We start from the raw sequence: 12,806 nt of genomic DNA on the forward strand, positions 1-12,806 counted from the left end.
TCAGTTCCTTCCTGCGAAACGACCAAGCATGCCGCGGGAGTAGCAAAGGGGCTCCCCATCCCGCAAGGCAACCCGAAGCACGCGCCCGAGAATAAGGCTATGGTCTCCGGCATCGTGCGTGGCGGAACGCCGGCATTCGAAGCGTGCGAGGGTATCGGACAGGATTGGGACGCCTTCTTCGCTCGTTGCCCATGAGAGGCCGGCGAAACCCGCCCCACCACGCGAAAAAGCCTGACACAGGTGACCCTGTTCAGCCCCCAGGACATGAATGGCGAAATGAACCGCCTGCTGGAAGGAACCATACTTCGAGGAACTCTTCGCGGGCGACCACAACACCAGCGGGGGCTCAAGCGACACCGATGTGAAGCTGTTCACGGTCATGCCAATGGGCCCCTGGTCAGTCATGGCGGTGACCACGGTGATGCCGGTAGTGAAACTGCCGAGTGCATCCCGGTAGGCGCGCTCGTTGCCTCGTTCCGGTACGAACAGCCTTTCGGGACTGCAGGGGGATGCGATCGCGCCCATCACGGCACCTCCCGGCCAAGTGCCAGACTGTAGAGTTCGAACCATGTCTGCCGATCCAACACCACCCTGCTTGCTTCCGCGAGGCTTCCGATACGCTGTGGATTGTTCGTCCCCAGGATCGGGAGGATCTTCGCAGGATGGAGCAGAAGCCAGGCAACCGCGACCGCTCCCGGCTCGACCTCCTGCTCCGAGCCGATCCGCTGCAATGCGGCCAGAAGCTCAGGATTTCTACCAGCCAGCAGTGCGCCCCCGCCGAGCGGTGACCACGCCATGACCGGAATCATTCGCTCGTAGAGGAAGGCAAGATCGCCATTGGTGAAGGGTTCAGCGGCGAGGAGGCTCATCTCGATCTGATTGGTAATCAGCGTCGATTCCATGGACGATTGCAGAAGCGAGAAATCCCATGGCCGGAAGTTTGACACGCCCACGGCTCGGACCTTACCTGATTGCACGAGCGCATCGAGTGCCGCACCCGTCTCGTCGGGATCGAGCAGGGGATCGGGCCGGTGGATGGGGAACAGGTCGAGGTAGTCCGTTGCCAGATCACGAAGGGAGGCTTCGACGGAAGCGTTGATATGATCTGCGCTGGTATCGTAATGCTTCACCCGAGCCGCCGCGTGACGTCCGAATGGACCTATTATCCCGCACTTGCTGACAATCTCGATTCTCTCCCGCAGGCCCCGCGCCGTTTTCAACGCAGCACCGAGAATGGCCTCGGCCTGATAGCCGCCGTAGATATCCGCCTGATCCATGGTCGTGATCCCCTGTTCGAGACAGGCTTCGACTTTGGCTATGACATGAGCGGGTGACGTGTCAGGATCATCTCCTAGGCGCCACATCCCGTAGACGACCCGGCTGACCTCCAGCTCCGGAGACAGCGTTATGCGTTCCATCAGACGCGTTCTCCTGCGCCTAGTGGAGTTGCCGGCGTCTGGCTCGGCACCCTGCCATAGGCATGGGGCAGAGAGCATGTCCTCAGATGGGGGAGCACCTTGGAGCCGAAGTGTCGCGCTTCGTCTATATGAGGGTAACCCGAGAAGATGAACGCGCGGATCCCCATCTTCCGATAGGCCTCAATCTCCGACAGGACCTGGTCGGCGGAACCGACAAGTGCAGCGCCGCAGCCGGAGCGGGCACGCCCTATCCCTGTCCACAGATGCGGCTCGACGTAGCCAAACTGGTCTGCAAGTTCTCGCGCCCGCGCCTGATGGGCGACACCGAGAGAGATGCTGTCATGGGCGCGCGAACGGATCAGCTTTCCGTATTCGTCGTCCAGCTTCGACACGAGGTGCTCGGCATAGTCTCTCGCTTCCTGCTCCGTATCGCGCACGATCACATGCACACGCAATCCGTAGTCCAGCACCCGGCCATGAGCCTCGGCGCGGGCATGGACGGCGCGCATGCGTTCCGCCAGTTGGTCCTTGGACTCCGGCCACATGAGATAGACGTCACATTGAGCGCCGCACAGTTCGAGCGCATCGGGTGAATAGCCGCCGAAATAGAGGAGCGGCCCACCGTTCTGCTGGTAGGGCCTGGCCGGGTCCGTGGTTATGTTCCTGAACTGGTAGACCTCTCCTTCGTGATCGATCCTGTCGCGCGTCCAGGCCTGTCTCAGGATCTGTACAACCTCGTGGCTGCGCCTGTAGCGATAGCTGCTCTCGGCCACTTCGCCCGGGAAATCGGAACTGATGACATTGAGCGTCAAGCGTCCCTTCAGCATATGATCGAGCGTGGCAATGGTACGCGCCAGCATGATCGGCTGCATTTCTCCGCACCTTATGGCCGCGAGCATGTTTATGCGGCTGGTAATCGGTGCGCAGCCCGCGACGAAGCTCAACGTGTCCTGCCCGACCTGATAGGACGAGGGGCACAGGATGTTGCGAAAGCCCAGCTCCTCTGCCTGCTGCACGATCCCGGAACAGTGTTCCCAGCTGGACCTTAGGCGCCCGTCCGGAACCCCGAGATATTCGTAATCGTCGGAGCAGAGAGCGGCGAACCAGGATATTTCGGACCCATCAAGATCGGCAGAGCGTACCGGCACCACAGTCATCGAATTCCTCCCGACGATTTTGTCCTTGCGTAACACCCGACTTAATGTAAATCAATAGTGTATCAATTTTCGCAGATGACTCCTTCAGATCAATGCAGCAAACGGCAGGCAGCCTTCCCATCTACCTCCAGATCACGGAACTTCTCATCCGTGACATCGCGGCCGGCCGCCTGATCGACGGCGAAAAGCTGCCGCCGGAGCGTGAGATGGCGGAAAACCTGGGGATCGCCGTCGGCACCTTGCGGAAAGCGCTCTCGGAGCTGCAGGCGCACGGGATGTTAGAACGCGTCCAGGGCTCGGGCAACTACATTCGCGCGGTGAGCGATCCGAAGAGTGTCTACGCCATGTTCAGGCTCGAACTCCTCGAAGGGGGCGGGCTGCCGACGGCCGAAGTCCTTGATGTCGCACGCATGCGCAAGCCAGACGGCCTGCCGCAATTCGGAACGAGCGCTGATGCTCATCGGATACGCCGGCTTCGCCACCTGTCCGGGAGGCCCGCCGCTATCGAGGAGATCTGGTTGGACGGGTCCTATGTGAACCGGATCGAACGGGAAGACCTGTCTGAGTCCCTCTACCTCTATTACCGGACGAGGATCGGCCTCTGGATCGTCCGCGCCGAGGATCGCATCGGGCTAGATGTCGTGCCGGACTGGGCGCCGAAGGCATTCCGGCCTCTCCCGGGCGCGGCCGCCGTCCATGTCCTCAGAATCAGCGAAGACCAGGAGGGCCGTCGCGCGGAAATATCCCGCACCTGGCTCGATCACGAAGTCGCTCGCTATGTCTCACGGCTTAAATAGGAAAGCTCAACATGAAACTGCTGTACGGCGTGATCGGCTGCGGGATGATGGGACAGGAACATCTGCGCAATATTGCACTCCTACCTGACGCCAAAGTGATCGCGATCTTCGAGCCGGATGCCACGATGCGTCAGCGAGCGGCGGCGATCGCTCCTCAAGCGATTTTTGTAACCTCCATTCCCGAACTGCTGCAGATCAACGCTATCAACTGCCTTCTGATCGCCAGCCCGAACCACGTACACCTGGCGCAACTGGAAGAGGTCGCCTCCATCCGCCCGCTTCCCGTTCTCGTGGAGAAACCTCTGTTCACAAGTATGGACGAACTACCGAGGCTGGAGGCGCTGCGTAACCGCTACCCCGCGCCGATCTGGGTCGCGATGGAGTACCGCTACATGCCTCCGGTGGCACGGCTGATCAGAGAAGCGGAGGAGGCGACCGGCGGTATCCGGATGCTGACCATTCGCGAGCATCGCTTTCCGTTCCTGCAGAAGGTCGGCAACTGGAACCGCTTCAACGATCAAACAGGCGGGACCCTGGTGGAGAAATGCTGCCACTTCTTCGATCTTATGCGTCATATACTGAAATCGGATCCGATCCGGATCGCGGCATCGGGCGGGCAGGCTGTCAATCACCTGGACGAGGTCCATGACGGTCGCAGGTCCGATGTCTGGGACCACGCCTACGTCCTTGTCGACTTTGATTCCGGTGCCCGCGCAATGCTCGAGCTCTGCATGTTTGCAGAAGGAGCACGCTATCAAGAAGAAATCTCGGCGATCGGACCGAACGGGAAGATCGAGTGCAAGGTGCCCGGACCGGGCAGGTTCTGGCCGCATCACCTTGGCGCTCCTCCGATCGCGCAGGTCATCATCTCGCCGCGCGATCCGAAAGGGCCGAGGAAGCTGGAAATCCCGGTCGATCCGCAGCTTCTAGAGGCCGGAGACCACAACGGCTCGACATTCTATCAGCACCAGCGCTTCCAGAGGGCCGTTGCAGGCCAAGCACCCGTCGAGGTGACGCTCGACGATGGGCTCTGGGCCGCCTTCATGGGCCAGATGGCCAAGGAAGCGGCAGCTTCGAACCGAGTGATCGAGGTCCCACCGATCCGGCAGGCCGAACGCATCACCGCCTGACAATCCTGCCGCCCTCGGCGGTAGCCAACCCGAACTGCCTCTGCGCTACGTCCCGCCGTTACGTGCGGAGCACGCGATAGATGGCCGGGATCACCAGGACCGTCAGCAGCGTCGATGAAGCCAATCCGAAGAGCAGCGAGATCGCCAGCCCCTGGAAGATCGGATCGGTCAGTATCACCGCGGCACCGATCATTGCAGCCAGCGCCGTCAGCAGGATCGGCTTGGACCGTACGGCGCCGGCTTCGATCAGTATCTCCGTCAACGACCTGTCCGACCCGCTATGGCGGATGAAATCGACAAGCAGGATCGAGTTTCTGACGATGATGCCTGCAAGAGCTATGAAGCCGATCATCGAGGTTGCCGAAAACGGCGCTCCGAACATCCAGTGGCCGAGAAGGATACCGATGAAGGTGAGCGGGATGGGGGTGAGGATCACCAGTGGCAGTTTGAACGAGCCGAATTGCGCGACGACGAGGATGTAGATCCCCAACAGGGCGACGCCGAAGGCCGCTCCCATGTCACGGAACGTCACCCAGGTGACTTCCCATTCGCCATCCCAAAGCAGGGTCGGCTGCGTCTCATCCAGTGGCTGGCCGTGGAGGGAAATCTCCGGCTTCTGCAGACCGCTCCAGTCCTGCGAATCCAGCGCCCGTTGCACGGCGATCATGCCGTAGAGCGGCGCCTCGAAGTCACCCGCCAGCTCAGCTGTCACCATCTCGGCCGCACGACCGTTGCGCCGGAAGATCGGAAAGGAAGCCGGTTCTTCGGCAACGCGGATGACATCCCCGAGTTCGACCACACTGCGTCCACCCGGCAGCGCGTTCGCAGGAATTGGGGTCGTCAGGAAACGCTCGTCCATCACCCTCCGGTTCTTCGGCAGTTCGAGCCGGATCGGGATCGGCGGGCGGCCACCGCCGCGATGCGAGTAGCCGATCGTCTTGCCGCTGTTGAGAATCGAGAGCGTATCCAGGACGTCCCCCTCCTCGACATGGAAGAACTCCGCATCGTCCGTGGATATGGTGGCCCTCAGCCGCCTCGCCGGCTCCCCAAAGGAATTGTCGACGTCGACGATGAAGGGCACCATGCGGAAGGCTTCCTCGACTTTCATCGCAGTCTGCCGCCTCGTCTCTGCGTCCGGTCCGTAGATCTCGGCCAGCAGGGTGGACATGACCGGCGGACCAGGCGGAGGTTCCACAACCTTGATGCTCGTGCCGGCTGGCGTTGACACGTCAGCCAGTCGTTGGCGAATCGCAAGAGCGAGGTCATGACTGGTTCGCGAGCGATCACCTTTTCCGAAAAGCGTCAGCGCCACCTCTCCCTGGTGGCTTGCACCACGCAGATAATAGTGCCGCACAAGCCCGTTGAAGTTGAAGGGGGCAGCCGACCCGGCATAGGTATCGGCGGCACGGACTTCCTCGAACTCCATCGCCGTGCGCGCCATCGCCTGGACCACGCCATCGGTCGCTTCCACCGAAGAACCCTCCGGCAGGTCTATGATGACGGAAAGCTCGGACTTGTTGTCGAACGGCAGGAGCTTGACCGTGACATGCTGGGTGTAGAACAGCGAGAGCGAGCCCAGCGTCAGGACACCCACGACAAGCAGGAAAAGCCAGCTTCTGCCCTTTGACTGAAGTATCGGTCGCGCCATGGCGACATAGGCTCGGCCCACAAGCCCGCCCTGCGCATGCGCATCACCATGATGCGGGGCCGCGCGGCCGGCAAACTTCAGCATGAGCCAAGGCGTTACGATCACCGCGACGAAGAAGGAGAAAATCATCGCGGCAGATGCATTTGCCGGGATCGGGCTCATATACGGGCCCATCATACCGGAAACAAACAGCATGGGCAGGAGCGCCGCAACCACGGTAAGCGTAGCGACGATGGTCGGATTGCCGACTTCGGCGACCGCTTCGATGGCCGCCTGATACCGGGTGCGGCCGTCACCCATCGCCCAGTGGCGAGAAATATTCTCGATCACTACGATGGCATCGTCGACGAGGATGCCGATCGAGAAAATCAGCGCGAACAGGGAAACGCGATTGAGCGTGTAACCCATGAGTTGGGAGGCAAACAGGGTGAGGAGAATGGTCACGGGAATGACGATTGCAACCACTGCCGCTTCGCGCCAACCGATCGCCATACCGACGAGGATGATGATCGATACAGTGGCCAGCCCCAGATGAAGCAGGAGCTCGTTGGCCTTCTCGTTAGCAGTCTCCCCATAGTCACGGCTGATATCGACATTCATGTCGCCGGGAATCAGAGAGCCCTTCAGGGCCTCAATTCGCGCCGTCAGCGCATGGGCCACATCGACTGCATTGGCGCCTGCCCTCTTGGCGATGGCGATCGTCACGGCGGGTAGCCGCTGCAAGCCATCACCACTGCGCACGAGGCGTGCAGTCAGGTTTTCAGCTGAATCGGAAGCCAGGCTGATCTCCGCGAGGTCGCGCAGGTAGATAGGACGATCGTCACGCGTGGTGACCAGAAGGTTGCCGATCTGCGCAGGTGTCGCGAGCGTTTCGCCGGCGACCAGGCTGATCTGCTGCTCCCGATCCCGCACGGTGCCCGCCGGGAAGGACTGGTTGGCCCCGTTCACCTTCTGCGCAAGCTGTTGCAGCGTCACGCCGTAGAGGGCAAGCTTCTCCGTCTCCGGCGCTATCCGGATCACCTCGTTGGCCTCACCCACGAGGTAGGTCAGACCGACATTCTCGACCTTCGAAAGCTCCGTACGCACTTCACGAGCAACCCGCGTCAGGTCGTTTGCGGTGATGCGTTCCGCAGCCTCGATCGTCGGCGAAAGAGTGAATGCCAGAATCGCGACATCATCTATGCCGCGCCCGACGATCAGGGGTGGCGCAATCCCTATCGGAATGCGGTCCATGTTCGCCTGGACCTTGTCGTGAACGCGCAGTACGGCGGTGTCGGGCGAGGTCCCGACAAAGAAACGCGCCGTAACCAGGACCTGGTCGTCCTGCGTCTGCGAATAGACGTGCTCGACCGCATCGATGCCCTTGATAATCGTTTCCAAGGGCTCTGCGATTAGCTTGACCGCGTCTTCCGCTCTCAATCCGTCGGCACGAACATGGATGTCGACCATGGGGACTGAGATCTGTGGCTCCTCCTCGCGTGGAAGGGTTACCAGCGCGATCATGCCGAAGGCGAGCGATGCCAGCAGGAACAGGGGCGTCAGCGGCGAGCGGATGAAGGAGCGGGTCAGAAGACCGGCAATTCCCAGTCGATCGTTTTCCGGTGTCACGGCAGTACAACCTCATCGCCGGCAGCAAGTCCCGTCAGTATCTCCGTAAAGACGCCATCAGGCTGATTGATCACCTGGCCGGACAAGACGACTCGCTCGACCGTTCGGTCGCCATCCCTGAGTGTTACGAACTCCACTCCTGCGCGGGTCGTCACCGCATCGCTGGGTACGAGCAGAGATTGACGCGTTCCCACAGGCAGTTGAACCAGAACCCGTGCATTGACGAAGGACGTCCGAAGGCCATCAACCTCCACATCCGCCGTCACGCGACCATTCTCGATCTGCGGATAGATCTTCGCCAGCCGGCCTTCCATCTGCCGCCCGTCGAGCGTGATGCGGAGTTCGTCGCCCTGCCGAATGAGGCCTGCATGCCGTTCCGGAACCGAAAGCCGCAGGAACAGCCCGCCACTACCGATCGTCGCGAGCGACTCACCTGGCATCACCACCCCACCTTGGGTCAAGGGGACCGTCAGCACCTTGCCATCGGCAGGCGCGTTGACATCACCCTCCGACTGCTGCTGCAAGACGAGCGAACGCTCGGCTTCGGTGGCTGTAATCTGGTTCTGCAGGACGCTGGCCTGTGAGCGCAGCTCATCGAGGCGCTGCTGCGTCACTGCTCCCCGGCCGATCAGCGCTTCGGCTCGATCAACATCCGTTTGTGCCGTCGCCAGTCGCGACCCCAGCGCAGCAATCTGGGCGTCCAATGCGGCAATCTGGAAGGCTAGCTTTTCGTCCTTCACCTCGGCTATCTTTTGGCCTGCCGTCACCGTATCGCCTTCCGTGACCATAATGGCGACGACCGAGCCGCCGATCCTGGCTCGCGCCGGCACCGTCGTTCTTGCCTGGATGGTGCCGTAGACCGACTTCCACTCCGTCACCGTTACCGGCTCGAGCTTCATGGTCTCGGCAACAGCGCCACCGGCAAACAGAAGAGTTGCGACAAGCAAAAGAAGGCGCATGGGTCAATCCTCAGAAGGCGGTGCCCGAACGGATACCAAGCTTACGGAAGAACATGGCGGCGGGGCAAAAGCCGGTGAAGGCTGATTGCAGCATATTGGTCCCGACAAAGACCGTCAGCCAGACAAAGTAGGGAGATACCCATACCGTCAGCACCACTGACAGAAGTACCATGAAGCCCGCAAAGGCGAGAACGGAACGATCAAGAGTCATCATCTTTTTCCTTTGACGTGTTAAGCCATGACCACGGTCGCGCGGGTCGTTCAGCTCGGGGATACCCGTCTTCTCCAGTTGATCCGCCCGCTGAATGGACGGTGACACTTCACATATTTATGATATGAGAAAAATGCAATATCTAGGATCGAGCAATGGATGCTGCCGAAGCAATCGCTGAGAAGGCCGATATCGCCGCCGACTTCATGAGTGGCCTCGCCAATGTTCACCGTCTGCGTATCCTCTGTGAGCTGGCGCAGGGCGAACGCAGCGTGACCGCAATCATCGAGGCTACCGGCATCGCCCAGACCTCGGTTTCTCAACATCTGGCAAAGCTGAAGAAGGAGGGGATCGTTGATTTTCGTCGTGAGCATCGGACCCTCCACTATTTCATCGCAGATCCAGCAGTGGTCGACATCATGGCCATCCTCTACACCAAGTTCTGCAAGGTGTAGGAAGATGGCCGCGGCGGGCGATCCACCCGCAGTCCGGATTTGCATCGAGAGTGCGTGACGCGAGCTTATAGCGCGGTCTCGCATCCTACATCGGCATCGACGCTGCAGTTTGTTGCGCCGGCGGTTCCGGTATCTCCGTCATCGTCGCTTCGGTGAGCAGCAGGATGCTCGCAACGGAGACGGCATTTTCCAGCGCCACGCGCACCACCTTCGTCGGATCGACAATTCCCTCCTCCATGAGATCGACGTAGCGGTTACGGGCTGCATCGAAACCGAGATTGCCCTCGCTTTCCATCATCCTTGCCACGACAACGGCCTCCGTCAACGGCGGAATTCTCGGCGATCTGTCGCGCTGGCGCCTCAAGCGCACGCTTGAGGATCTGGACGCCGGTACGCTCATCGCCCTCACACGCCCCCTCCTCTTCCTCAACCGCCCGAATGCATCGCAGCAGCGCCAAACCCGCACCGGGAACAATACCCTCCTTTACAGCGGCCTTTGTCGCGTTGATCGCGTCGTCAAGCGCGTCCTTCTTAGCCTTCATCTCGGCTTCGGCGGGCGCCCCGACCCGGATGACCGCAACGCCTCCCGCAAGCTTGGCGAGCCTCTCCTGCAGCTTCTCACGGTCATAATCGCTTGTCGTCTTGGCGATCTCCCGGCGGATCTGCTCCGCCCGCGCCCCAATCTTCTGCTTGTCCCCACCACCGCTGATGATGGTTGTACTGTCCTTGTCAACGACGACTCGCGCTGCGGAGCCCAACTGGGAAAGCGTCACGTTCTCGAGCTTGAAACCCAGTTCCTCTGAGATGACCTGGCCGCCGGTGAGGACTGCGATATCCTCGAGCATCGCCTTGCGACGATCTCCAAATCCCGGCGCTTTCACGGCGCAGTTCCGAAACGTGCCACGAATCTGGTTGACGATCAGGGTTGCCAGAACTTCGCCTTCAATGTCCTCTGCGATGATGAGCAAGGGGCGCCCCGACTTGGCAATCTCCTCCAGGAGGTGGACGAGGTCGGTCAGGGCGCTGATCTTGCGATCAAAGACAAGAATACGGACGTCCTCCAGAACAGCTTCCATCTTTTCGCCATCGGTGACGAAGTAGGGCGAGATGTAGCCGCGGTCGAACTGCATACCCTCGACGACGTCGAGATTGGTTTCCATCGTCTTCGATTCCTCGACGGCGATGACACCTTCCTCCCCGACTTTGGACATGGCATCCGCAACGAGTTGGCCGATTGCCTCGTCATTATGGGCCGAGATTGCGGCGACCTGCTGCTTCTCCTTGTCTGTCGTGACGGGTCTGGACAGCGCCTTTAGGGCAATGATCGTGCGGGCGAGCGCACGGTCGAGACCTCGCTTGATGTCGATGGCACTGGCGCCCGCAATGACATTGCGGTGGCCGTCGGCCAGGATCGCGTGGGCCAGCACGGTGGAGGTGCTGGTGCCGTCGCCGACCACTTCGCCGGTTTTCTCCGCGGCGGCCCGCAGCATGCGAGCGCCCAGGTTTTCCTCCGGATCCTTGAGATCGAACTCCTTGGCGATTGTGACCCCATCATTGCAGACGATCGGCGTTCCCCATTTCCGCTCGATCAGGACGGATTTTGATCGAGGGCCCAGGGTGATGCGGACCGCGTCCGCCAGCTGACTCGCCCCGTGAAGTACCTTGCCGCGGGCCTCTGCTCTAAACAGAACCTGTTTATGCACCATGATGACGCTCCAATGCTGTGGCAGCCTTAGTGAGTTAAGAATGCCTCAACTGCTCGGAACAATCTTGACGTCGATCAAAGGACTGCGCGCCGGCCACGATAGGATCGTGCCGGACACCAAACGGAGCCAACGAAGATGTCGGACGTTGCGATACGAAAGAATGCCAGGGTACTTGTTGCAGACGGCCGGAAGGCCATCGTGTTCAGGAACGATGGCATCCCGCAGTCTCTCAAGCTGACGGTCGAGCAGGTGGTCGAAGCCGAACCGAATCCTGCAACCCGTGAGCAGGGAACAGATCGACCCGGACGCGCCGCGATGGGCAGCCATCGGAGCAGCATGGGGCAGGCAGACATGCATGATGCCGAGGAGCAGCGATTCATCCAGCGTGTGGCTGAGGCACTGGGCGAGGTCTGCAGCCAGCAGACCGTTCCAGCCGTCATTCTCGTCGCGGCACCGCGCGCGCTGGCCGAGCTTCGCAAGGCTGTTCCCGCCTCCGTGCAGAACCTCGTCGTCGCAGAGATCGCAAAGGATCTCGTGAACCTTCCGATCGCCGACATAGAGAAGCGCCTGAGTTGACGCCATCCGAACGGGCGCTCGCCGAGGTCAGCGATGCGCAATGTTCGCATCGCCGGAGATGGCGGCAGCAAGCAGTCCGGCGATAGGCAGGACGGTGAGCGATTTCGCTCCTGCCCACCCCTCTTCGAGAGCGACGCTGTCCGTGACGATGATCCCATCGATCGTCGTAGAGGCCAGTGTCGCTCGGGCGCCCGGAGAAAACAGCGCGTGGGTGGCACAGAGATAGATACGCTCTGCGCCGTTCTTCCGGCAGGTTTCCGCCGCCCTGGCCATCGTGGTTCCGGAACTGATGAGGTCGTCGATAATGATCGCGACCCGTCCTGCAACATCGCCGGCGAACAGGTCCCCGGTAACCAGCCCGCTGCTTCTCTGCTTTTCAAGAAACGCCTTGTTGACGGGACGGCCCAATTTCGCCTCCAGGAGCTCCCTGAATGCCTCCGCCCGCTTCGCTCCGCCCAGATCGGGGGATACGACGCAGAATTCCGCATCGCCAGCAATCTCGATCATCCGCTCGGCGAATTGGCCATGTGCGGTGAGATGCAGGGTCGGCCGGCGAAATGCGTTCTGGAGCGCAGAGAGGTTGTGGGCTTCGAGCGTCATCACCTGGTCCGTTCCCACCGCCTCCAGCAGTTGCGCGACGTAGAGCCCCGTGATCGGATCCTGCTCCTTCGTCTGGCGGTCTTTGCGCATGTAGCAGAGATAGGGCGACACAGCCGTCACGCGCCTTGCGCCATTGGTCTTCAGGCATCCTATGAAGAACAGCAGCCGGCACAGCTTGTCATTGGCCGTGTCCTGGCTGTCGCCATGCAGGCTGGAAAAGACATAGGCATCGCGGCCACGAACGCTGATAAGCGGCCTTACTTTCTGTTCGCCATCCTCGAATCGGCGCTCCTCGACCGGGCTCAGCGGAAGAGCGAGAGCTCGTGCCACCTGCTCGCCGAGGATCCGATCGGCCCCGAGGGAAAAAAGCAGAGGAGATCGAGGGAAATTCTGATCCTGCATGGTTTCGCTCCGCGTTTCGTGGCGTCACTTCAACAGTTGCCAAAGTTCTCCGCCATGATCGGCATCAAACGATGGTCATTGGCGATTGACGCACGGCGACGCATGATCTTGTCTCTAAGACTGCTGCCCTGGAGGCCCA

Annotated in this window: 11 protein-coding genes and 1 pseudogene; 4 read left to right on the forward strand and 8 right to left on the reverse strand. The window is 60.9% G+C overall.

The genetic code is table 11. The annotated features are described in order from the left end of the window. Genes FN060_RS01460 through FN060_RS01470 form a run of 3 tightly spaced genes read right to left on the reverse strand, consistent with a single transcriptional unit; the run spans position 1 to position 2,575 of the window. Complete coding sequence (locus tag FN060_RS01460; protein ID WP_142586560.1) at positions 1-525, reverse strand: flavin reductase family protein; 525 nt, start codon at positions 523-525, stop codon at positions 1-3. Beyond that, complete coding sequence (locus tag FN060_RS01465) at positions 525-1,418, reverse strand: aldo/keto reductase (protein ID WP_142586561.1); 894 nt, start codon at positions 1,416-1,418, stop codon at positions 525-527. The genes FN060_RS01460 and FN060_RS01465 overlap by 1 nt, the downstream gene beginning before the upstream one ends. Then, the gene (locus FN060_RS01470) at positions 1,418-2,575 is read right to left on the reverse strand and encodes an LLM class flavin-dependent oxidoreductase (protein ID WP_142586562.1); all 1,158 of its coding nucleotides are present in this window, start codon (positions 2,573-2,575) and stop codon (positions 1,418-1,420) included. The genes FN060_RS01465 and FN060_RS01470 overlap by 1 nt, the downstream gene beginning before the upstream one ends. A 92-nt stretch (positions 2,576-2,667) precedes the next feature. On the opposite strand from FN060_RS01470, the gene FN060_RS01475 reads away from it, so the two are divergent. Together FN060_RS01475 and FN060_RS01480 are read left to right on the forward strand one after the other, a co-directional pair. Then, positions 2,668-3,372, forward strand: a complete 705-nt coding sequence (locus FN060_RS01475; protein WP_142586563.1) for a GntR family transcriptional regulator — start codon at positions 2,668-2,670, stop codon at positions 3,370-3,372. A gap of 11 nt (positions 3,373-3,383) precedes the next feature. Beyond that, on the forward strand, positions 3,384-4,502 hold the full coding sequence (locus FN060_RS01480) for a Gfo/Idh/MocA family protein (protein WP_142586564.1): 1,119 nt from the start codon (positions 3,384-3,386) through the stop codon (positions 4,500-4,502). A gap of 58 nt (positions 4,503-4,560) precedes the next feature. On the opposite strand, the gene FN060_RS01485 is transcribed toward FN060_RS01480, so the two are convergent. The 3 genes from FN060_RS01485 to FN060_RS01495 are packed head-to-tail and all read right to left on the reverse strand — an operon-like array spanning position 4,561 to position 8,928. Next, the gene (locus FN060_RS01485) at positions 4,561-7,758 is read right to left on the reverse strand and encodes an efflux RND transporter permease subunit (RefSeq protein WP_142586565.1); all 3,198 of its coding nucleotides are present in this window, start codon (positions 7,756-7,758) and stop codon (positions 4,561-4,563) included. Beyond that, complete coding sequence (locus tag FN060_RS01490) at positions 7,755-8,717, reverse strand: efflux RND transporter periplasmic adaptor subunit (protein WP_142586566.1); 963 nt, start codon at positions 8,715-8,717, stop codon at positions 7,755-7,757. The genes FN060_RS01485 and FN060_RS01490 overlap by 4 nt, the downstream gene beginning before the upstream one ends. Positions 8,718-8,727: 10 nt before the next feature. After that, positions 8,728-8,928, reverse strand: coding sequence for a YgaP family membrane protein (locus FN060_RS01495; RefSeq protein WP_142586567.1), 201 nt, complete (start codon positions 8,926-8,928; stop codon positions 8,728-8,730). Between the two features lie 155 nt (positions 8,929-9,083). Here FN060_RS01495 and FN060_RS01500 point away from each other — a divergent pair, with 155 nt between their 5' ends. Beyond that, positions 9,084-9,383: an ArsR/SmtB family transcription factor gene (locus tag FN060_RS01500; RefSeq protein WP_142586568.1), complete on the forward strand. Its 300-nt coding sequence runs from the start codon at positions 9,084-9,086 to the stop codon at positions 9,381-9,383. Between the two features lie 85 nt (positions 9,384-9,468). Here the strand turns inward: FN060_RS01500 and groL are convergent. Then, positions 9,469-11,089, reverse strand: a pseudogene (gene groL, locus FN060_RS01505) (chaperonin GroEL). A 135-nt stretch (positions 11,090-11,224) separates the two neighbouring features. Here groL and FN060_RS01510 point away from each other — a divergent pair. Continuing rightward, on the forward strand, positions 11,225-11,665 hold the full coding sequence (locus FN060_RS01510; RefSeq protein WP_142586569.1) for a host attachment family protein: 441 nt from the start codon (positions 11,225-11,227) through the stop codon (positions 11,663-11,665). Positions 11,666-11,692: 27 nt separating this feature from the next. Here FN060_RS01510 and FN060_RS01515 read toward each other — a convergent pair whose 3' ends face one another. Further along, positions 11,693-12,667 (reverse strand): ribose-phosphate diphosphokinase, encoded by a 975-nt coding sequence (locus FN060_RS01515; RefSeq protein WP_142586570.1) that lies wholly within the window; start codon positions 12,665-12,667, stop codon positions 11,693-11,695. Between the last annotated feature and the right edge of the window lie 139 nt (positions 12,668-12,806).

Origin of the sequence: Pseudorhizobium halotolerans, from assembly GCF_902153235.2 — a bacterium.
Classification (GTDB): domain Bacteria; phylum Pseudomonadota; class Alphaproteobacteria; order Rhizobiales; family Rhizobiaceae; genus Neorhizobium; species Neorhizobium flavum.

Coding starts and splice junctions, on each gene's coding strand:
- FN060_RS01460 (WP_142586560.1), bottom strand. CDS start 525: ATGGGCGCGATCGCATCCCCCTGCAGTCCCGAAAGGCTGTTCGTACCG.
- FN060_RS01465 (WP_142586561.1), bottom strand. CDS start 1,418: ATGGAACGCATAACGCTGTCTCCGGAGCTGGAGGTCAGCCGGGTCGTC.
- FN060_RS01470 (WP_142586562.1), bottom strand. CDS start 2,575: ATGACTGTGGTGCCGGTACGCTCTGCCGATCTTGATGGGTCCGAAATA.
- FN060_RS01475 (WP_142586563.1), top strand. CDS start 2,668: ATGCAGCAAACGGCAGGCAGCCTTCCCATCTACCTCCAGATCACGGAA.
- FN060_RS01480 (WP_142586564.1), top strand. CDS start 3,384: ATGAAACTGCTGTACGGCGTGATCGGCTGCGGGATGATGGGACAGGAA.
- FN060_RS01490 (WP_142586566.1), bottom strand. CDS start 8,717: ATGCGCCTTCTTTTGCTTGTCGCAACTCTTCTGTTTGCCGGTGGCGCT.
- FN060_RS01495 (WP_142586567.1), bottom strand. CDS start 8,928: ATGACTCTTGATCGTTCCGTTCTCGCCTTTGCGGGCTTCATGGTACTT.
- FN060_RS01500 (WP_142586568.1), top strand. CDS start 9,084: ATGGATGCTGCCGAAGCAATCGCTGAGAAGGCCGATATCGCCGCCGAC.
- FN060_RS01510 (WP_142586569.1), top strand. CDS start 11,225: ATGTCGGACGTTGCGATACGAAAGAATGCCAGGGTACTTGTTGCAGAC.
- FN060_RS01515 (WP_142586570.1), bottom strand. CDS start 12,667: ATGCAGGATCAGAATTTCCCTCGATCTCCTCTGCTTTTTTCCCTCGGG.